This window comes from Acetobacter okinawensis JCM 25146 (genome assembly GCF_000613865.1).
GTDB classification, from domain to species: Bacteria; Pseudomonadota; Alphaproteobacteria; order Acetobacterales; family Acetobacteraceae; genus Acetobacter; species Acetobacter okinawensis.
In genome coordinates, this window is the sequence record NZ_BAJU01000015.1 from 1 (window position 1) to 19,962 (window position 19,962).

Sequence of the window (19,962 nt, forward strand, 5' to 3'; positions counted from 1 at the left end):
GCTCTGGCTCTGGCTCTGGCTCTGGCTCTGGCTCTGGCTCTGGCTCTGGCTCTGGCTCTTTTGCGGGCTGAGTGGCCGAAAAAGCAACCCCTTCTTCACGCGTCGCTGCTGGAGCGGGCGGGGGTGGCGCTACGACAGCAACCTCGGGTTGGGCCACCGCTACAGGCACCGGAGCGGGAGGAGCCTCCTCTACAACTGGGGATGTGACTGTACCATCAGCGGGCAGTGACGGCGTGGCGGAAGGTTTTGCTACCTCCCCCCCCGTTTGCGCCACAGCCTCCGCAGCAGTGCTTATCTGTGCCTCCCCTTCCGCCTCCGGAGGTGCGAGCCGCCATTTGACGCCACAGGCCGAACATTTGAGCGCGTGCCTTTTAGCCAAAAGAGCTTCGGGAACCTGATATGCCGCACCGCAGGAAGGACAGACAATCTTCATGAACACTCTCTTAGCAGGGCCTTTTTGCGTTGCCCCGCTCTGACTGGCACGGCACGCAAGGCTCTTGGCGGATAACAGACATAATGCCCCTTCCTAACACAGGAAAGGGCGAACCGTGCCAGCCCGTGTATTCTAAAGGCACAAAACACCTTTTTCAATTCAGCACTTAATGCGGCTTCTCAATCGACAGCCCTCCGGACTCTCCGCTACACTGGGGGCATGTGGAAACGGTTTTATTGTCACGCTCGCGCACCCGGAAGCCGGTAAATGATTCATCTGGACAATGTTTCCTGGCGTCGAGGCAAAAAAGACAGCGCCCCTGTTTTGGCGCACCTATCCTTTATGGTGCCACAAGGCGGGTTCCGCTGGCTGCTGGGGCCATCTGGCGCTGGCAAAAGTAGCCTGCTCAGCCTGCTGCACCTTGAGAACCTACCGACCGATGGGCAGATGACCATTCTGGGCAAAACCGTTACGCAGGAAGAAAAGCGCGCAGCCCTTGTGCGCCTGCGCCAAAGAATCGGCATGGTGCATCAGGACTACCAGCTTATGCCCGACCTTTCGGTCGCTGATAACGTGGCCTTACCCCTGCGCCTGCAAAACCGCCCAGAGGACGAAATTCAGGACGAAGTCCACGCCATTCTCAAATGGGTGGGGCTGGGCTCGCGCACGGACGTGCCAGCAAACCGGCTTTCCGGCGGGGAGCAGCAGCGCACGGCCATTGCCCGCGCCATTATCCACCGGCCCGGCCTTATTCTGGCAGACGAGCCAACAAATGCGCTGGAGGAAAGCCAGTCCTGCCGCCTGCTCGACATGTTTGCCGAACTCAGCGCCATGGGGACGACTGTGGTGGTGGCAACCCACAACGAATCCCTTGTTCGCAGGCTGGAGCGGCCTTTTCTGTTCCTTGAACACGGTCGTCTGGTGGACGATGGAGGGGAACAGCCATGACCCGCCCCTTCTCCGGCCGCAAGGACGGGCTTTCCCTCTCCGAAGCCCTACCGGATCGCAGCCTGTTCATGCTGGTCGCCATGATGGGTTTTCTCGCAGCACTCGCACTGGCCGGGGCGAGTGGCGCGCGAGCGCTCTCCGCCCGCTGGTCGGGCGGTGCAGCCCAGTTGCTGACCATTCAGGTGCCCGAGGCAGATACGCCACTGCCCACGCCCAATGACACCAGCACCACGCGCGTGCAGGCTGTTCTGGCCGATCTGGCGAGCCTGCCCGATGGTGCTCAGGTGCACAGGCTCACCCCACCCGAACTGGCCCGCCTGCTGGAACCATGGCTGGGCGAGACAGATAACACCGCACTGCCGCTACCCGCCATTATCCGCGTCCGGCTCCCGCCAGACACCTCCGTGCCTGACACGCTGGAACAGGCGCTGAACGCCCACGTACCCGGCACCATAGTGGAGCACAACGCCCGCTGGGGCGAGCGCCTGCGCGCACTGGCCAACAGCCTGCTGGCCTGCGCCGGGCTGGCCCTGCTGAGCGTAGGCGGCATTGCCACCATGATAACGGGCCTTGCCACCCGCACCGGCCTTGCCACCCGTAAGGACATTATCAAAACCCTGCACGGGCTGGGTGCATCAGACAGTTATATTGCAGGCCGTTTTGCGTGGCGCACCGCAACTCTGGGTTTTGGTGGTGGGCTAAGCGGCACACTGGCTGCCTGCTTACCCCTCTTGCTGCTCCTGCAAATGGCGGCCCCCTTTGCCAGTACGCCACTGGCGACCACCGAACGACTGTTACCCGTGGACTGGCAGGCTCTGGCCAACACCATACCATCGGATATGGCGCTGGCACTGGCGCTTTTGCCATTTGTTGCAGCTTTTATCTGCTGGTTTACAACACAGGTCATGGTTCGCCTGTGGCTGCTCCGCCTGCCGTAATGCGCAGCGCCATGCTCCAGCCAAAACTGACCAGAGGGCTTGGCCCGTTATTACGCAAAATCTGTCTGCTGGGGTTGGCGTGCTGGCTGGGCGGGTTTGTCTGGTTTATCCATGACGCCCGCCAGCCCCCTGCCCCCACACCTCAGGCAGATGGCATTGTTGCCTTAACGGGCGGCAGCGGGCGGGTGGAAACATCCCTGCGCCTTCTGGCCGCCAACCCGGAGGCACATCTGCTTATTTCGGGCGTGGACCTGCAAACATCGGGGCGGGCATTGCTGCCCCCATCGACCCCACCTGCCATGCTGGCCCGGATTACGCTGGGTTATCAAGCCCGTTCCACCATAGGTAATGCAGCAGAAACCGCCGTATGGGTTGCTGACCAGCACATAAACAGCCTGATTATTGTAACCGCAGGCTACCATATGCGCCGCGCCATGCTGGAGTTGGGGCGCACACTGCCAGATGTGGCGCTGACCCCCTACCCGGTCATGCCCCCGGCCATGGAACATCCATGGCGGTTCTCCACCATCCGGTTGATGGGCATGGAATACATAAAATGGCTTGGGGCTCTGGCAGGTATGACGCGCAACCCCTCTTTTTGAACGCTACGCTTCAACCACCGCGCACAAGACCAGCATACGTACGCCAGCCTTTAACCCGCGCCCAGCACGCTTGCATGGTGGCGCAGATGGTCTGCAACAAAGCTCTGCACAAACCAGTAGGAGTGGTCATACCCCTCATGCTCACGGCAGATCAGTGCCTGCCCTGCTTTTTTGCGGCATCAACCAGATGCCACGGTTGCAGCTCACGCTGCAGGAACTGGTCGGCCAGCCCCGTATCCACCAGAATGGAGGCAGGGTGAGTATATCCATCCTCCAGCAGGCATACGGCATCATGCGTACGCCATGCCGCGTTGTCTGTGCCCAGATAGGCCGTAAAAGCCTTTTTGCCCCACGGCACAGCCGACGGATGCACAATGGGAGCAAATGCGGACACGGATTTCCAGAACAGCGGTGCCTGTAATCCATGCACAAGTGCGCCGTGCCCGCCCATGGAATGCCCCATGATCCCGCGCCGTGTGCCATCCAGCGGCAAGGCAGATTCCACTAGCAAAGGCAATTCCTGCGCTATGTAGCTCCCCATCCGATAGTGCCCGACCCAGGGCTGCTGTGTGGCATCGAGATAAAACCCCGCACCTGTTCCCAGGTCCCAGTCCGTAGCCTCGCCCTCTACGCCCGCCCCACGGACGGATGTGTCGGGGGTAACAAGGGCTATGCCCAGCCGGGCAGCCTCGGCCAGAGCCCCCGATTTGATAAGGAAAGTCTCCTGCGTGCAGGTCAGACCGGCAAGGGCATACACAACCGGCACCTTGCCCGCATTGCCAGCCAATGGTGGCAAAAACACACCAAAGCGTGCAGGCAGCCCCAGCACGCTGGAGGGATGCTCATAAAACATGACGCGCCCGCCATGAGCCTTATGCTCTTCCAGCAGCGTCAGCCCTGTTGTCTGTGTCATACCCTGCTATCCTTTCCGTCTGCTCGGCGCCACATCCGCATGATTACCATTGCCCAGCATGCACAAACCATACTGTTGCAGGCAACCCTGTGTTATCATGTGTGTTAAAATGACACCGGGCATTCCGCCCCCTGCACACAAAGCCGGAGATTTTTGAATGATTGTTGACCAGAAGGTCGGCTTACGCATTATCACGCGGGAAATCCTTATGGTCATCCTGCTTATGGCTGCGTGGGATCTGGTTGTTGTCATTCTCTTTCAGATTTTTCATCAGGAGTGGATGGAACAGCCGAGCCTGCCTGTCTCGCTCATTGGTTCGGCTCTGGCCCTGTTCATGGGCTTTCGTTCCAACAGTGCTTATGCACGCTGGTGGGAGGCACGAACACTTTGGGGCGCCATTACCAACAACTGCCGCTCCTTTGGCCGTCAGGCTGGAACCCTGCTGGGGGACCGGCATGACCTGATGTACGCCATAGCGGCTTACCCCCATGCTTTGCGCATGGCGCTAGGTCCGGTGGACGCCACGGAAGACGTGGAGCGCCTGCTCCCCCCGGCCATGCTTGCAGCCATTGCCCCTTACCGCAACAAGCCAAATGCCATTCTCTACCAGATTGGGCTAGGCGTTACGGAGGAAGTCACGCGCAAGGGCATAGATGGCGCGGTTCATGGGCAGATTGACCGCATTTTATCTGACATAGCCAATGCACAGGGCGGGCTAGAGCGCATACGCAACACACCGCTGCCCATGCAGTTTTCCGCCCTACCACGCGCGCTGGTCAATATTTTCTGCATTGTTCTGCCCCTGTCCATGGTGCAGACGCTGGAATGGATTACCCCACTGGGCTCCTCGCTCGTCGGGTGTCTGTTCCTTATTCTGGACAAGAGTGCCGACGACCTGCAAAACCCCTTTTCAGGCACACCCCACGCATTGCCCATGGCCACCATGGCCCGCAATATTGAAATTGACGTGGTCCAGCCCACAGGCGACCAGACCGCCCCACCCCTGCAAATACATGGCGGCGTCCAGCAATAGGGGTATTCCCGCCCCTATTCTTTATAGTGCAGACAAACAGCGTATTTTATGCTACAGGTCTTGACCATGAACACGTTTAGAACACCTCCAAAAGGCGGCGTGACAGATGCAATGGCACGCACCGCTGCCGCCACGACTGCGGCCCAGGCCAAAACCAAGGTGAAAGACGAAGATCCTTTTCAGGAAGGGGATGCTATTGTCTATGCCGCTCATGGCGTCGGGCGTGTAGACCGGATCGGGATTGATGAAATTGCCGGGACCAAGCTGGAAGTGATCCAGATTTCGTTCCCCGGCAACCAGATGACCCTGCGCATCCCCCTGTCCAAGGCCCGCAAGTCTGGCCTGCGCAAAATTGTCTCGCGCGAGATTGTGGACAAGGCCATGTCCATCATCAAGGGCAAGCCGCATGTGAGCAAGGGTATGTGGGCACGGCGCGCCGTCGCCTATCAGGAAAAAATCAACTCCGGCGATCTGGTACAGATTGCTGAAGTCCTGCGCGACCTGCGCCGCAATGTAGATAGTCTGGACGGCAGCTTTAGTGAGCGCAAACTGTTTGAAGCCGCACAGGAGCGTTTTGTGGCCGAGGTTGCCGTGCTGGAAAAGAAAGAACCCAACGCGGTTCTGGAAGAACTGACTGCGGTCATGAAAGCCGCCTGAGCTTTTTGGGCCAAGCCGTTTTTTCTTCTGGTCCAGTGTATCCGACCCGGCATGGCGCACAGCCTTGCCGGGTTTTTTTATACCCTGCCGCATCCTGCAAACAACTCCCCCACCCCGTAACCCATACGGACCCGATACCATGCCAGCCCCCCCCCCCATAAACCGGTTGGACCTGAGCACCCTGCGCCATGCCATGCAGGCTATTCAGGCAGGTCAGTTCACCACCCCGCGCGCCCTGCTTGCCCCCCTTGTGGCGGAGCAAAACGAACAGGCTCTTATCCTGCATGCCTTCTGCCTGTGTGGTGAGGGAGACGTGGATGAAGCCGCCAGAATTCTGGCGACCACAGGTTTGCGCCACCCCGACAGCCTGCACCCCCTGCAGGACCTGAGCAATATTATGGCAACCCTGAACCAGCGCCCGGCAGCCATTGCAGTCTGCAGCGCGGCAGCCAGACTTGCCCCGGCAGACAACCGCATCAACACCATTCTGGGGGATCTGTTGGTACAGACCGGGCAGTTTGCTGCCGCCATAACTACCCTGACACAGGCAACCACCCAGCAGCCGGGCAATATGCATGCCCATAACCTGCTCTCTATGGCCCATACCGAACAGGGCACACTGGATGCAGCCCTTACGCACCTGACAGACTGCCTGCCCAACGCACCTGAGCATGTGCCCACACTGGCCAATATTGGCTCTGTTCTGGCTGCACAAGGGCAGATGGCGCAGGCATTTGCCTATTACCAGCAGGCGCTGGCTCTACGCCCACAGGATGCACGGATCAGGGTCAACCACTCCGTGGCTCTGCTCAAAGCAGGCCAGTATGCACAGGGCTGGAAGGAACATGAATGGCGCTTCCATCTGCCCGGCCACGCCCCCCTGCCCATGGAGCGCCTGTTACCAACCCTTGCCCCCAACACCAGCCTGAAGAACCAGCGTATTCTACTGACCCATGAGGAAGGACTGGGGGATACACTCATGTTCCTACGTTATGTTCGGCTTCTGGCCGAGCGTGGCGCTATACTCCACCTATGGGTGCCCGAGGGGCTGGCGGACCTGTGCCGTACAATGCCGGGAGCCCACACAGTGCATGTTGGTCGCACACCGCCCGCGTACGACTGGCACTGCCCGTTCATAAGCCTGCCACGGGTTTTTGCCGAGACATCTCAGCCTTGGGGCGCACCCGTGCCCTACCTGCAAGCCAATACAACCAAGGTTAAGGCCCTTGCCCCGCTTGTACCGTGCAATGGCAAACTGAACGTGGGGCTGGTCTGGGGCGGTGCTCCGCGCCCAAGCGTTTACACGGCACATATGGTTGACCGCAGGCGGTCCATGCCCCTGCACACTCTGGCCCCCTTAGGCCAGGTACGCGGCATTAACCTGATAAGCCTGCAAAAAGGCCCCTATGCCGAGCAGATGATGGACCCGCCCGAAGGCATGGCCCTGTATGACCCGACCGACAGCCTGCATACAATGGAGGATACCGCAGCCCTTATCATGGCGCTGGATGTGGTTGTCTCGGTCGATACAGCCGTTGTTCATCTGGCAGGTGCTCTGGGCAAACCCGTGCTGCTGATGGACCGTTACGACAACTGCTGGCGCTGGCTACATGGGCGCGAGGACAGCCCATGGTACCCAGGCTTGCGCATTATCCGCCAGACCACGCCACGGCACTGGCAGGATGTTGTAGCCCGCGTAGCGCAGGTGCTGGCCAGCATGGCCGGTACGGACACCTGAGCAAAAAAGGCGGCCCACATGGTGGGCAGCCGCCTTTGCCTTAAATGACCACCCGGGCTTTTAGCGGCCCGGTCGGCTCCGGTTAGCCTGACGTCCCTGTACGCATCTGCACCGGTGCGGAGATCATGCGGGCATCACTCCCGTTGCCAATCACCTCAAACACGGCAAGCGCGCGGCGCACCCGCCCGTCGGGCAGAAGTGTAAAGGTGCCATCCACCCCGGCAAAGCCACCCGGCCGGGTGAGCGCCTTGACCGGGAATCCAGGCTCGCCACTACGGGCCACAGTCACAGCCGCCATTGCCGCATCGTAGGACATATCTGCCAAAGGTTTGGGCATGTGGTGGTTACGCGCCATAAAGCGAGAGACAAACGCCTGACGCGATGTGGGGTCGGGCGCTGCGTACCACGCCCCCTTGATTGCCCCCAGCTTGGAGGCAAAGGATGCCCAGAGCCCCGGCCCCATAATACGGACAGCGGGCATGCTGATCTGTGTTAGCGCAACCGCATCCAGCACGTTCTTGAGTCCAAGCCCGATGTCGCCCAGCAGCAGCGCATCAAACGGCGGGTTGCCCAGCGGCAGTTGCTGTGCGGCCACTGGCGCATCGGCTCCTGTGGCAGACTGCGGGGCTGGCTGGTTGACATTCTGCCCCAGAGCAGTTGCCAGACTGGAAGGGAGCTGGGGCAACTCGGTCAGTGTGGGAACCTCGCTGGGGTTGCCACTGGTTGTGGTCGCACCCGGCACTGGGGTTGTCGGCATGGCCTGTTTGACCGCCGCCAGACGTGCATCATAATTGGAAAGCTGGCGCAATGTCAGGCTGATGCTGTCCGCCGTCCCGTTGTGATAAGCAATGGTCGGCGCCGCAAGCCCCTGATCACGGCATGCACTGATCAGCCATTACCCATGGCGTGCCCCAGAGCATTGTCTGGCAGAAGGGCTGCAAAATGCTGTCGGCCATCCCGCTTGGCTTGGGCCACAAGCTGCTGCACCTGCTCCTCGGGGGTTATGCCCATAACCCACACGCCCGGACGCCCCTGCCCGATATCACTGGTAAACGCCAGAACGGGAATACCGGCTGCCTGCGCGGCAGGTGCTGCCACGGCAGTGTCCCCACTGGTCAGCGGGCCAAGCAGAATGCCATCCCCTGCCTGAATCGCAGCAGAGGTTGCCTGCTCAGCGCCGCCTATTGCTGCCGTATCATGCACATCCATCTGCATGTCTGCGGGCAGCCCTGCCCCACCAAGGGCCAGTTGCGCGCCAGCAAGCAGTTCACGCCCGAGCGTGGCGTTTGTGCCGCTCAGGGGCAGCAGCACCCCGACCTTGTGGCTGGCAGCCTGCTGGGCAGGAGCCTGAACCGAGCCAGACCCTGTGGATGTGGACTGGTCGGCACATCCGGCAAGAACCAGCCCCGTAACACCAAGAGCAGCCACTCCGGTCTTGCACAATGCCCGGTTTGCCGCCAGACCTTGACGGGAAAGCCCTGACAGGAGCGAGTATGCACGCGTCATCATCCAGATCATCCTCTACCAACACCCCGTCCGAGGCAGCGTCTTCTCATGGGATCGAACCTTTGCATACCCAAGCGGATGCGCCAAGTCATGCGCGTTCTTCCGGTGGGCTTGTACTGGTGGCAACGCCCATTGGCAATCTGGGTGATTTTAGTCCCAGAGGGGCCGAGGCACTGGCACGCTGATCTGGTTTTGTGCGAAGACACCCGCATGACGGCCCGCCTTTTGTCCGACAGAGGAATTTCCGTCCGAACAGAAGCTCTGCATGAACATAATGAACGCCAGCGTGTTCCCAACCTGATCCGCCGCCTGAGCGAGGGCGCACATATTGCTCTTGTATCAGACGCAGGCATGCCCCTGCTCTCGGACCCCGGGTTCAGGCTCACCCGCGCCGCCATTGATGCGGATATTCCCGTAACCGTTGTCCCCGGCCCCAATGCGGCATTGACTGCCCTTGTACTGTCTGGCCTGCCCCCGCACCCTTATCTGTTTGTCGGGTTTCCGCCCCCACGCTCCGCAGCTCGCAGGGAGGCTTTTGCCAGACTGCACGCAGCCGAGCGCGCAGGCCTGAGCGCCACACTCATCTGGCATGAAGCCCCACACCGTCTGGCCGAAACACTGGTGGACATGGCCAGCGTCTTTGGCCCAGACCGTCCCGCGGCTGTTGCACGGGAGTTGACCAAACGCTTTGAGGAGGTCAAACGCGGCACGGCGGAAGAACTGGCCACTTTTTACACCCAGACCCCACCACGCGGCGAAATTACGGTGCTCCTTGGCCCAGCCCCGGAGGTTGAAACCTCCGCCGATGATCTGGACACCACCTTACGCGCCCTGCTGGACACACATTCGGTCAAGGATGCCGCAGCACTGGCCGCAGCCGCCGCTGGCCTGCCAAAACGCACGGTCTATGCCCGAGCGCTGGAACTGGCGGGGCAGATCAAAAACCAGTAATTCCCCCTAGAGGCGGCATGGCCTGCAAGGCTGGTGGCAAGGCTACTCCGCCCCGGCCACTTCCCCCGCTGCATGGCCGCTGGCCCATGCCCAGTGGAAGTTATAGCCACCCAGCCAGCCGGTAACGTCCACAGCCTCGCCCACCACATACAGCCCCGGCACGGACGTGGCCTCCATGGTGCGGGAGGACAGACCTTTGGTATCCACCCCCCCACGCGTGACCTCGGCTTTGGTAAAGCCCTCCGTCCCCTGTGGTTTAAGCGGCATACGGTGTACCCGCTCGGCCATGAGCCGGACATCCCTGTCAGCCCATTCAGCCAGTGTGCGCTCCGGTGCGCCCAGCTCTACCATGGCGTGCGCCAGACGCTGGGGGAGCCAGCGGGCAAGCGCGCCTGCCCCTTTTGCCTTGGAGCCTTCTTTTTTCAGCTTCAGCAACAGGGCCGCAAGGTCCTGACCTGGCAGAAAGTCCACAGACAGGGTTTGCCCGGCAGACCAGTAGGACGAAATTTGCAGCAAGGCCGGGCCGGACATACCCCGGTGCGTAAACAGGAGGGCCTCATCAAACGCCGTTTTGCCGCATGTGACCCGCACGGGGAGGGACAGCCCGGCAAGGGAGCGCACCCATTCATCACTCTCCCCGCCAAAGGTCAGCGGCACAAGGGCGGGTTCGGGTGGAATAACGGCAAGGCCGAACTGCCGCGCCATCTCATACGCAAAGCGGCTGGCTCCCAGCTTGGGTATGGACAGACCACCCGTTGCCAGCACCACGGCGCGGGCCGTCATATCTCCCCTGGACGTCTGGACCCGAAAAAATCGGCTTTACCAATGTCATAAACCCGCACATCGGTCAGGACCCGCACATGTGCTGCTGCACATTCATCAAGCAGCATCTGCACGATGTCATGGGCGGAATTGTCACAAAAAAGCTGGCCCAGCTTTTTTCGTGCCATGCAATGCGGTGCCTGGCCAGCAGGTCCAGAAAATGGGATGGCTGGTAGCGGCTGATGGCGGATTTTACAAAATGCGGATTGGCAGACAAAAAGCGGTCCGCCCGCATGGTCTGGTTGGTAAAGTTACACCGTCCGCCACCAGAAATAAGGATTTTACGCCCGACCTCCGGCCCATGCTCCAGAACCGCCACGCTGCGGCCACGCTGGCCTGCTGTTAGCGCCGCCATCAACCCGGCAGCCCCGCCGCCGATGACAAGAACATCAAACATCGGCGTGGTATTTTTCGGTATCAAAATATCAGAAATCCAGATTGGTGTAATAATCAGGCGGCGTAATGCCGGACACGCGGTCATTCAGCAACGGACGGAAGCACGGGCGTGACTTCATTCTGGCGTACCAGTCCCGCACGGCAGGGACCTTGGACCAGTCTATGTCGCCAATAAAATCAAGGCAGGACAGATGGGCCGCAGCCGTAAAATCGGCCAAGGACAAAAAATGTCCGCCCAGCCAGTTCCGGTTTTCGGCCAGATCGTTCACGTATTTCATCAACGGGCGCATGGCGGCGTAGGCCTCGCGCAGCGCGCCACCGTCTGGGTTACCACGCCCGCTCAGGCGCTTCATCGCCCGCTCATCAATAAAGCGGCCCGATACTTCACGCGCGAACAGGGTTTCAAACCACGCCACAACCCTGCGCACCTCCACCCGCTCGGCCAGTGTGCGGCCCAGTAGCGGAATATCGGCGTAGGCCTCTTCCAGATATTCGCAGATCACGTGCACATCCGGCACGATCAACCCGTTATCTTCCACCAGAACGGGCACATCCCCCGCGGGGTTAAGAGCGAGGAATTCGGGACGTTTTTCCCACGTCCGTTCAACAATTGCTTCAAACGGCAGGCGTTTTTCGCCCAGCACAAGACGCACCGTCCGGCTGGCTGGAGAAAGGGGGAAATGGAACAGGGTACGCATACACTAGTGCTTTATGCCATTGCATGCAGCCACGCCAGAGGGAAAACCGGGCAAAGCCCATCAATTTCCACGCACATCCCTCTTGTTGGCAAAAACCAGACACAACATAAACTTCTCTGTTGCAATACCCCCCTGTTATTCTACACGCTTACAAAGCGTTCCTGATTTTGAAGAGAGCATCCGTTCGTTGTCCGGCACACATTCCTCCCCTTCTCGCATCCGCATGTCCGGGCGCTCCTTTCTGGCCCTGACTCTCACACCGGAAGCACCGCTCACGGACTGGCTGGCCGCACTGGACCACCAGATCCAGCGTGCTGCCGGTTTTTTTACGGGCAAACCTGTCATTCTCGACCTTAGCCTGATGCAGGCCAGCACGCCCGACCTGCCCTACCTGCTACCCGCCCTGCAAGAACGCGGCATACGCGTGCTGGGCATAGAAGGCGGAGACAAAACCTGGCCCGCCGTTGCAAACTGGGAGTGGCCGGAAAGCCCGATGGGCGGCCGCGCCTCCGGCCCCGTCACCATCCCCGAAAATGACATGACCCCGACACTCCCCCCCACACTGGTAGTGGAGGAAAGCGTGCGCTCGGGCCAACATATTATATGGCCCGATGGCGATGTGGTTATTCTGGGTGCCGTGTCTTCGGGGGCGGAGGTTACGGCAGGCGGCTCCGTGCATATTTACGGCGCTCTGCGCGGGCGCGCCATTGCGGGGATCGGGGGCAATGCGGATGCACGGATATTTACACGCAGCCTTGCCGCCGAGCTTGTGGCCATTGACGGATTCTACGCTACGGCGGAAGAAATGGATGCAAAATGCACAGACAAACCCACGCAAGTTCTGCTCACGGGGGAGACTTTGGCATTCAAACCCCTACCCTGATGCGGGTTTGCAGAAAACATCCGACAAAAACCGTGTGAATGTCACATTATAAGTTTCATTTTCCCGTACAGATTGTAATGTCTGTGCAAGATTGCGCCGTTGCATACAGCACACGGGTTTACCGGCTTACAAAGGAAGAGGAAGACTGATGGCAAAGGTTCTGGTCGTCACGTCAGGCAAAGGGGGCGTCGGTAAGACCACCTCCACCGCAGCTCTGGGGGCCGCGCTGGCCAAGGCGGGCCAGAGCGTGGTTCTGGTCGATTTTGACGTTGGGCTGCGTAACCTCGACCTTGTCATGGGGGCCGAGCGCCGCGTGGTGTTCGACCTTATCAACGTCATTCAGGGGGATGCCAACCTCGCTCAGGCCCTTATCAAGGACAAGCGGGTAGATACCCTCTCCCTCCTCCCCGCCTCGCAGACGCGCGACAAGGATGCCCTGACATCCGAAGGTGTGGCCAAGGTCATTGCCGACCTGAGCAAGAAGTTCGACTGGGTGATCTGCGACAGCCCCGCAGGCATTGAGCGTGGCGCGCAAATGGCCATGCACCATGCGGACATGGCCGTGATCGTCACCAACCCCGAGGTCTCCTCCGTGCGTGACAGCGACCGTATTATCGGCATGCTCGACAGCACCACGGAAAAAGCCAAAGCGGGTGAGAAGATGGAGAAGTTCCTCCTGATCACCCGCTACGACCCACAGCGTGCCGCCCGTGGGGACATGCTTGGTACGGACGATGTGCTGGAAATCCTGTCCATCCCGCTGCTGGGCATTATCCCCGAAAGCCCGGATGTGCTCAAGGCGTCCAACGTGGGCGCACCCGTAACCATTGCGGAACCCGAAAGCGCGCCAGCCCGCGCTTACACCGAAGCCGCACGCCGCCTGATGGGAGAGAAGGTGGAAGTCACCATTCCCACGGAACGCAAGGGTCTGTTTGACTGGCTGTTTAAACGGAGAGTCGCATGACATTCCTCTCCAGCCTCTTCAAGCGCCGCTCATCCGCACCAGTTGCCCGCGACCGGTTGCAGATTCTGCTCGCACACGAACGGATTGCCGTCGGGGACGGCAAGGACGACCTGCTTGCCAAGCTGCACCGCGAGATTATGGAAGTTATCAAACGCCATGTCGCGGTCGATCAGGACAAGGTGCAGATCAAAATGGACCGGGGTGCTCAGTGCTCTGTTCTGGAAATTGACGTTGAAGTCCCCGGCCTGACCGACAGGGCAGAAAACGCCAAAAAAGACTAAGCGCTCTGTAGCCTCTTCCCGATGCCATGGCACTGGGTAGTTTGGAGCCAACGCCCTGTTGCCGCCATTTTATACTGGCTGTAACAGGGCGTTTTTTATGCGCTCCCTAATTGGGCAGAAGGGGCTCAAGCCACTCCTTGGCCTGTGTGAAGTCTCTCTTCAACGCCTTGACCGCTGCATCCGCATCGCCCGCGCGGAAGGCCTCCAGCAGTTGCAGGTGCGGGTGGTCAGGGTTGGCCGGGCTGATTGTGGGCAGGCCGTTTGCTGCCGCATAAATCGGCCCCATGCGCGCCCACAACCCCCGGATCAGCCCCACAGTCACCGACAGTCTGGAAAAACTGGCCCCGGTGCTATGAAAATACACATTGGTCACCGCTGTTGCATGCGGCTCCCCCGCTGCGTAAGCCGCAATAAAAGCTTTGTGTTTTTCTTCCAGCACTGCAATCTGTTCGGGCGTTATGTGTGTGGCCAGATCGCGGGTTACGCGCTCTTCAAGCACTTCACGCACGCCATGAATATCCAGAAACACAGAACGCGAGGTCAGCGGCACGCAGGCCGTATTCCGCTCATCCAGCACCAGTGCCTGCTCGGAGACAAGGCGCAGCAACGCCTCACGCACAGGGGTCGGGCTTAACCCCAGCGATACCGCCAATGGCCGGAGCACAAGACGCTCCCCCCCCTGATAGCGGCAATAGATAAGCTGGTCACGGATCTGCTGGTAGGCATACGCTGCCAGAGCGCCCCGTCCCTCGGGTCTGTTTTCACCCTGCGCTGGTATGGTTATTGTATTATTTGTCATTGCGCATGTGCCATTTGTCTGTTCAGAAACTGGCTGTAGAGGCCGTTCTGCCGCTCAAGTTGCGCAGGAGAGCCATCCTCAGCAATCCTGCCATCCTGCATAACAACGATTCTGTCAAAATTTCGTAAGGTGGACAGGCGGTGTGCCACGGCAATAACCGTGCGCCCGACCATAAGCCGGTCTAGGGCGCGCTGTACGTGCTCCTCGCTCTCGGTATCCAGCGCACTGGTTGCTTCGTCCAGCACCAGAATGGGGGCGTTGCGCAAAAAAGCACGGGCAATGGCAATGCGCTGGCGCTGCCCGCCCGAAAGCTTGACCCCCCGGTCGCCTACAATCGTCTCAAACCCTTCGGCCAGTGCATCGATAAACGTGGCGCACCCCGCAGCCGCAGCGGCAGCCCTTACGGCCTCATCACTGGCATCAGGCCGACCGTAGCGGATGTTCTCCATAACGCTGCGGTGCAGGAGCGAGACATCCTGCGGTACAACAGACAGACAGGCCCGCAGGGCGTCATCCGTCAGGTCCCGGATGTCCTGCCCGTCTATAAGTACGGAACCAGACTGCACAAAGCGCATACGCTGCAACAGGGCCAGCACCGTGCTTTTGCCAGACCCCGAGCGCCCAACCAGCCCCACGCGGCTACCGGCGGTAATGTGCAGGTTAAAATGCGCCAGAACGGGCTCCCCACCGGGGTAGGCAAAGGTCACATCGCCAAAACGTACATCGCCGCGCACGGGGCTTGGCAGGTCTGCCGCACTCTGCGGGTCAGGCATGTCATGCGGGACCAAAAGGGAGGACAGTACCTCGGACAGGCGCGCATTGTGCTGGATGGTCTCCACCAGCGCCAGCGCAAGGTCGCGCGTACCGTGCAGAATGGCAAAGCCGAGCGTAATGACCATGACCACCTGCCCCACGCTGGCCTGCTGCCACTGCCACAGCAGGACCGCCCAGACCAGCAACCCCGCAGTCAGCACAGCAGTCATGCCCGCATGGATCATGCGTAGCTGCTCCATATACCGCAAGGACTTGAGCCGCTCCCCCATCTCGCGCTCGGTCAGGGCATTAAAGCGCTGGCGCTCACGGTTGCGCATGCCAAAGGCGCGGACCAGAGCAATATTGCCCATAACGTCCAGTGTCTCGCCCTCCAGCCCGGCGGCGGCCACTGCGTAATGCCCATGCAGGCGCCGCCCCCTGAGTGCAAGGCGGAACATAATCAGGCACAACCCGCCTGCCAGCAGTACGGTCGCACCACCCATGGTCAAACTGACCGACAGCATAAGCACAACCGAGAGCAGAACATTCAGGCTTGGGGGCAACACGTTCCAGGCCAGCATATTTTCAATGGTAAAGCTGACATTGCCTGCCGTTGCTATGCGTGCAGCAAGGGATGCGGGCATACGGTCTGCAAAATAGGCGGGGGAATGCCCGGTCAGGAACCGGAACAGGTCCTGCCGTATGTCCCCCGTAACCGCGACAAACGTGCGTGCGGCAAACCAACCTGCAATACGCCAGCATATATTGTCCGCCACGATCAGACCGATCAACACACCCACGGCGGCCCATACGGAGGATACAGCAGACGCCCCCGTGTGGCTGGTCATCAGGTCCACCAGATGGCGAATACCGTAGGAGGACAGCACAATGCAGCTTATGGCCCCTGTCACGGCCCCAAACACCAGCGCATGTCCCAGCAGACGGGCACGCATGTACCGCAGCAAAAAGCGTACAGGGCTACCCGCATAGCGGGGTAATTCCGTGTCGAGTACGGTCACATGTGCGGCCACAGGCTGGTCCGCTACGGCTTTGTTCTGTTGGTCGTCCACACACATACCCTGTATTTAAAGTGCCAAGCTCTGCTGCTCCGCACAGTCCGGCTGCACGGGCGGGCAATACTGGGCCAGCATACCCCGCCTTGCCAGAGCAAAGTTTTGTACATGACGGATCGTCACGCCCACAATAGGCTCCGCACGCATCCCCCCTTCCCGGATATGCCGCACAGCCAATCCGGGCGTAAGGACATGAATGCTGCGTTGCCCCCCCTTCTGGTCGCAAGAACCTCTTGTTATAACGATAAAAACTACGTGATATATGGCAACCCAAATTGCCCGTGCCACACCTGTTTTTTCAACTTCCCGGCCATGCGGTTCCACGTCCCACAAGCAGCAACAACTCCACCCCGGGCAGAACTTTGCCGCCACCACCCATAAAATAAAATTATTAAGTGACTGAAATTATTTAATTATTTTAGAATTTACAACGCAAACGCACTGCGCAGACAAGCGCCTGACGCCCCCATCTACCCGGCCCAACATCCGTGCCATCCGGGCAAATAATCGGAAGCTCTGCGCATACGCGCACAGATTTACCCCTCTTATCCACATATTGACGACTGCAACCCTTGGCTTCCACAGAGAACAAGAGAATTCAAGGGAGTACAGATCATCATGGCGTCGGGAAAAAAGGCACTGTTGGCTACTGTTATGGCGGCATCAGTTGCGGGATGCCGCATCTGCTCTGGGCCCCCGCCTACGCGGACGATTACGCGGATCTTCTGGATGTGCTGCGCGCCAAAGGCAGCCTGACACGGCATGAGTATGACACGCTGCTGGCCAAGCATGTCCACCATGCAGCCCTTGCAGCCGAACCTCATGCGACCCATGCCGTCCGTGGTGCCTCCAGTGGCACCCGTACCGCCGTCGCCCATGCAGGACGCGGCGCACAGGCTGGCTATGAACCGGGCATCCGCTTTGATGCAGGGGCTGAGGAAAACGATGTCTCCTTGCGGGCAGTGGACGCCGCCACCCGCGCAGAAGCCAGCGCCCGCTCCGCGCAGGAAGCCGCCAACGCCCTGAACAGCGGCAATTTTGTCCGTGTTGCCAAATATGTGCCGGGCAAGGGGCTGACCTTCAAGGCTGGCCCCATTGACATTAACCTTTCCGGCTTTGTGAACGGTTTTTACAGCTACAACAGCCCTGCTGGCGGCCGCCCCATTGCAGGCGGTGTTTCCTCCGGCTCGTCAGGCTTTGACTCATCAGCGGTCCGTAACGGGCTGCTCCCCGCCGGGTTCATTCTCAAGATGAACACCGTGCAGCAGGGGATGGATATTTCCGCCGTGCTGGGCATGTATCCGGGTCTGGACAACGCAAAGCCCGCCGCCTTTAACGCCAACTCGGGTGGCAGCCCGGTAGGGCTTGGCACGGCAGGCATCGACCTTCGTCAGGTTTACATGACCTTTGGCAACAAGGAGATGGGGACATTCAAGATCGGTCGTGATCTTGCCCTGTTTGCCAGCGACGCGATCATGAACGACGCAACCCTGCTGAGCGTGGGCTCCACAGGCAGCAACTCCGCGCCGGGCAATACCTCGCTTGGTCGTATTGGCGTGGGCTATGTGTACGCGGACTGGATTCCGCAGATTTCCTATACCTCACCCAAACTGGGAGGCTTTCAGGGCTCGGTGGGTATTTTCCAGCCGCTGGATGAATTCGGCTATGCCGATGCAACCAACCCCACCGCCACCAACGCTCCCAGCCAGTATTCCGCAAGCGCCACCCAGCATTCCTCCCCCATGGTGCAGGGCCGTGCCGTATATGATTTTTCGGTGTCTGATCTGCAGGTCCATATCTGGGCCAGCTTCCTGATCCAGCACATGCAGGGGCTTAACAGCCTACAAGCAGACGGTAAGACCCCTCTGCTGAGCGAAGACCAGCACCACGGTGCCATGGTGGAAGCGGGCGATATTGGCACCAAGCTTACCTACGGCCCACTGGAAGGTGTTGCCTATTACTACCGGGGCAGTGGTCTGGGTACGACCGGCCTGTTCTTTGATGGTGTTGCCGCCAACGGTCGCAAACGTAGCTCGGAAGGCTACTACGTGCAGGGCGCTTACCATATTACCAAAAAATTCCGTCTGGTTGGCAGTTATGGGGTAAGCAACCTGTACCTTGCCGGGGGTGAGAACACGGCAACGGAAAGTGCTCTGGGCTCGGCAGGGCTGGTACGCCGCAACCAGTCCGAAGTCGGAGCCGCGTACTACCAGATGACCGACTGGCTGACCGTGGTCGGGGAATACTCCCACACATCCTCTGCCGCACATGGCGGCGGCAAGGAAAGCGACAATACCGCATCTGGCGGTGTGATGCTGATGTTCTAGTTTTGGCTTAAAACCGTTTGTAATTCCTATTTTACATCGGGATGACAAACGGAACAGTTGCCTCTGGCATCTCGGAGGTAGATAAGCGAACTATGAGTGTCCGCTTCCCTCTCCTGTGGCCCATGCGCCGCCTTATGACGCTGGACCGTTACGTGCTGCACCAGTTGGTGATTGCACTGTTGGCCACAACGGGGGGGCTGGCAGCCCTTATCTGGCTGATGCAGTCGCTCCACTTTGTCTCGCTGGTCGTGGACCGCGGGCTGTCGCTGCGAGTGTTCATCAGCCTGACCAGCCTGCTGGTGCCGTCCTTTGTGGCGGTTGTCATGCCCATTACAACCTTTGCGGTCTGCCTGTTCATTTACCTGCGGCTGGCAGGTGACCGTGAACTGACAGTCATGCGCGCTTCCGGTCTGTCCCCCCTTGCACTGGCCCGGCCAGGGCTGATCTGTGCAGTTTTGTCTGCCTTGATCGTATTCGTCCTGAATATGTGGATTGTCCCTGCATCCTACCACGCATTCCGCCAGTATGAGCTCCAGATACGGAACAAGATGGCAGCCTTCATGCTGCAAGAAGGTGTTTTTACCAAAGTATCGGACACCATGACCGTGTACATCCGCTCGCGCGACCAGAACGGAATCCTCTGGGGCATTATGGTGGAAGATGACCGGCAGCCAGACAGTCACGCCACAATTCTGGCAAACCATGGGAATATGATTACCGTCGATGATATTCCGCGCGTGGTGCTTTATGACGGCTCGCGTCAGGTCATTGACCGCAAAACAGGCCGGTTGAATATGCTTGTGTTCCAACAGGATACCATGGACCTCGCAACTGCACATCAGGAAAGCCAGCGCGCCCGTGATTCGGCAGAAATGTCCGTAAGCGAACTGCTCTCCCCCGACCCGGACGAAGTGGCCGCACGCGACAGGGGGAAGTTCATTGTAGAAGGCTGGCGCAGGCTGACATCACCACTGACATGCTTCTCTTTTGCCATGGTCGGCCTGTTTGCCGTGCTCAGCGGGGGGTTCTCCCGCCATGGCGGCATCACCCGCCCCCTTGTGGCCATATTGAGTGTTGTGGGGCTGCTGGCCCTTACGCTGCTGGTGCAAAATCTGGCTGGCCGCAATGTCAGCCTTATTCCTCTTATTCCCCTTCTGGCCATTCTGCCGGGTCTGGTCTGCTCCTATCTGCTGTTCGCGCCAGAAATAAAAATATTCCTGCGCTTGCGCCAACAGGCATGAGAGGAC

General features: G+C 59.8%; 16 protein-coding genes and 5 pseudogenes. 13 read left to right on the forward strand and 8 right to left on the reverse strand.

The window, feature by feature from the left end:
- A partial coding sequence (locus JCM25146_RS22875) for a hypothetical protein (protein ID WP_035372230.1) occupies positions 1-207 on the forward strand: 207 nt, incomplete at its 5' end.
- A 133-nt stretch (positions 208-340) separates the two neighbouring features.
- Here the strand turns inward: JCM25146_RS22875 and JCM25146_RS24515 are convergent.
- Positions 341-433: pseudogene (locus tag JCM25146_RS24515) on the reverse strand (zinc-ribbon domain-containing protein); the annotation flags it as partial.
- Positions 434-700: 267 nt separating this feature from the next.
- On the opposite strand from JCM25146_RS24515, the gene JCM25146_RS08025 reads away from it, so the two are divergent.
- The 3 genes from JCM25146_RS08025 to JCM25146_RS08035 are packed head-to-tail and all read left to right on the forward strand — an operon-like array spanning position 701 to position 2,921.
- Entirely contained in the window at positions 701-1,381 is a 681-nt protein-coding gene (locus JCM25146_RS08025) for a cell division ATP-binding protein FtsE (RefSeq protein WP_025827156.1), read from the forward strand.
- Positions 1,378-2,319 carry a cell division protein FtsX gene (locus JCM25146_RS08030; protein ID WP_025827158.1) on the forward strand — a complete coding sequence of 314 codons (942 nt, stop codon included), beginning with the start codon at positions 1,378-1,380 and terminating at the stop codon, positions 2,317-2,319. The genes JCM25146_RS08025 and JCM25146_RS08030 overlap by 4 nt, the downstream gene beginning before the upstream one ends.
- Positions 2,298-2,921: a YdcF family protein gene (locus tag JCM25146_RS08035; protein ID WP_242401000.1), complete on the forward strand. Its 624-nt coding sequence runs from the start codon at positions 2,298-2,300 to the stop codon at positions 2,919-2,921. The genes JCM25146_RS08030 and JCM25146_RS08035 overlap by 22 nt, the downstream gene beginning before the upstream one ends.
- A gap of 50 nt (positions 2,922-2,971) precedes the next feature.
- Here the strand turns inward: JCM25146_RS08035 and fghA are convergent.
- Positions 2,972-3,834: pseudogene (gene fghA / locus JCM25146_RS18170) on the reverse strand (S-formylglutathione hydrolase).
- A gap of 157 nt (positions 3,835-3,991) precedes the next feature.
- Here fghA and JCM25146_RS08045 point away from each other — a divergent pair.
- From JCM25146_RS08045 to JCM25146_RS08055, 3 genes are all read left to right on the forward strand, one after another.
- Positions 3,992-4,867, forward strand: a complete 876-nt coding sequence (locus tag JCM25146_RS08045; protein ID WP_025827161.1) for a bestrophin family protein — start codon at positions 3,992-3,994, stop codon at positions 4,865-4,867.
- Between the two features lie 66 nt (positions 4,868-4,933).
- On the forward strand, positions 4,934-5,524 hold the full coding sequence (locus JCM25146_RS08050) for a CarD family transcriptional regulator (RefSeq protein WP_025827163.1): 591 nt from the start codon (positions 4,934-4,936) through the stop codon (positions 5,522-5,524).
- A 139-nt stretch (positions 5,525-5,663) separates the two neighbouring features.
- On the forward strand, positions 5,664-7,262 hold the full coding sequence (locus JCM25146_RS08055) for a tetratricopeptide repeat protein (protein WP_025827164.1): 1,599 nt from the start codon (positions 5,664-5,666) through the stop codon (positions 7,260-7,262).
- A gap of 82 nt (positions 7,263-7,344) precedes the next feature.
- On the opposite strand, the pseudogene JCM25146_RS25130 reads toward JCM25146_RS08055, so the two are convergent.
- Positions 7,345-8,768 (reverse strand): annotated as a pseudogene (locus JCM25146_RS25130) (penicillin-binding protein activator).
- On the opposite strand from JCM25146_RS25130, the pseudogene rsmI reads away from it, so the two are divergent.
- Positions 8,756-9,719 (forward strand): annotated as a pseudogene (gene rsmI / locus JCM25146_RS18180) (16S rRNA (cytidine(1402)-2'-O)-methyltransferase). The pseudogenes JCM25146_RS25130 and rsmI overlap by 13 nt on opposite strands.
- 42 nt (positions 9,720-9,761) lie before the next feature.
- Here the strand turns inward: rsmI and JCM25146_RS18185 are convergent.
- Both JCM25146_RS18185 and JCM25146_RS08075 read right to left on the reverse strand, forming a co-directional pair.
- Positions 9,762-10,938, reverse strand: a pseudogene (locus JCM25146_RS18185) (NAD(P)/FAD-dependent oxidoreductase).
- 28 nt (positions 10,939-10,966) lie between these two features.
- Positions 10,967-11,635: a glutathione S-transferase family protein gene (locus JCM25146_RS08075; protein ID WP_025827166.1), complete on the reverse strand. Its 669-nt coding sequence runs from the start codon at positions 11,633-11,635 to the stop codon at positions 10,967-10,969.
- Positions 11,636-11,822: 187 nt separating this feature from the next.
- On the opposite strand from JCM25146_RS08075, the gene minC reads away from it, so the two are divergent.
- The 3 genes from minC (at position 11,823) to minE (ending at position 13,763) form a co-directional block, all read left to right on the forward strand.
- Entirely contained in the window at positions 11,823-12,518 is a 696-nt protein-coding gene (gene minC, locus JCM25146_RS08080; RefSeq protein ID WP_025827169.1) for a septum site-determining protein MinC, read from the forward strand.
- A 148-nt stretch (positions 12,519-12,666) separates the two neighbouring features.
- On the forward strand, positions 12,667-13,482 hold the full coding sequence (minD, locus tag JCM25146_RS08090; RefSeq protein ID WP_025827171.1) for a septum site-determining protein MinD: 816 nt from the start codon (positions 12,667-12,669) through the stop codon (positions 13,480-13,482).
- Entirely contained in the window at positions 13,479-13,763 is a 285-nt protein-coding gene (gene minE, locus JCM25146_RS08095; RefSeq protein WP_025827173.1) for a cell division topological specificity factor MinE, read from the forward strand. Before minD ends, minE begins: the two co-directional genes overlap by 4 nt.
- Before the next feature lie 106 nt (positions 13,764-13,869).
- Here the strand turns inward: minE and JCM25146_RS08100 are convergent, their stop codons facing one another.
- The 3 genes from JCM25146_RS08100 to JCM25146_RS22425 are packed head-to-tail and all read right to left on the reverse strand — an operon-like array spanning position 13,870 to position 16,559.
- Entirely contained in the window at positions 13,870-14,562 is a 693-nt protein-coding gene (locus tag JCM25146_RS08100) for a GntR family transcriptional regulator (RefSeq protein ID WP_025827175.1), read from the reverse strand.
- Positions 14,559-16,391 carry an ABC transporter ATP-binding protein gene (locus tag JCM25146_RS08105; protein ID WP_025827177.1) on the reverse strand — a complete coding sequence of 611 codons (1,833 nt, stop codon included), beginning with the start codon at positions 16,389-16,391 and terminating at the stop codon, positions 14,559-14,561. Before JCM25146_RS08105 ends, JCM25146_RS08100 begins: the two co-directional genes overlap by 4 nt.
- Before the next feature lie 9 nt (positions 16,392-16,400).
- Positions 16,401-16,559 carry a hypothetical protein gene (locus JCM25146_RS22425; protein WP_159101971.1) on the reverse strand — a complete coding sequence of 53 codons (159 nt, stop codon included), beginning with the start codon at positions 16,557-16,559 and terminating at the stop codon, positions 16,401-16,403.
- A 503-nt stretch (positions 16,560-17,062) separates the two neighbouring features.
- On the opposite strand from JCM25146_RS22425, the gene JCM25146_RS08115 reads away from it, so the two are divergent.
- Together JCM25146_RS08115 and lptF are read left to right on the forward strand one after the other, a co-directional pair.
- The gene (locus JCM25146_RS08115) at positions 17,063-18,715 is read left to right on the forward strand and encodes a hypothetical protein (protein ID WP_025827181.1); all 1,653 of its coding nucleotides are present in this window, start codon (positions 17,063-17,065) and stop codon (positions 18,713-18,715) included.
- 41 nt (positions 18,716-18,756) lie between these two features.
- Positions 18,757-19,956 (forward strand): LPS export ABC transporter permease LptF, encoded by a 1,200-nt coding sequence (gene lptF / locus JCM25146_RS08120; RefSeq protein WP_025827183.1) that lies wholly within the window; start codon positions 18,757-18,759, stop codon positions 19,954-19,956.
- Positions 19,957-19,962: the final 6 nt, after the last annotated feature.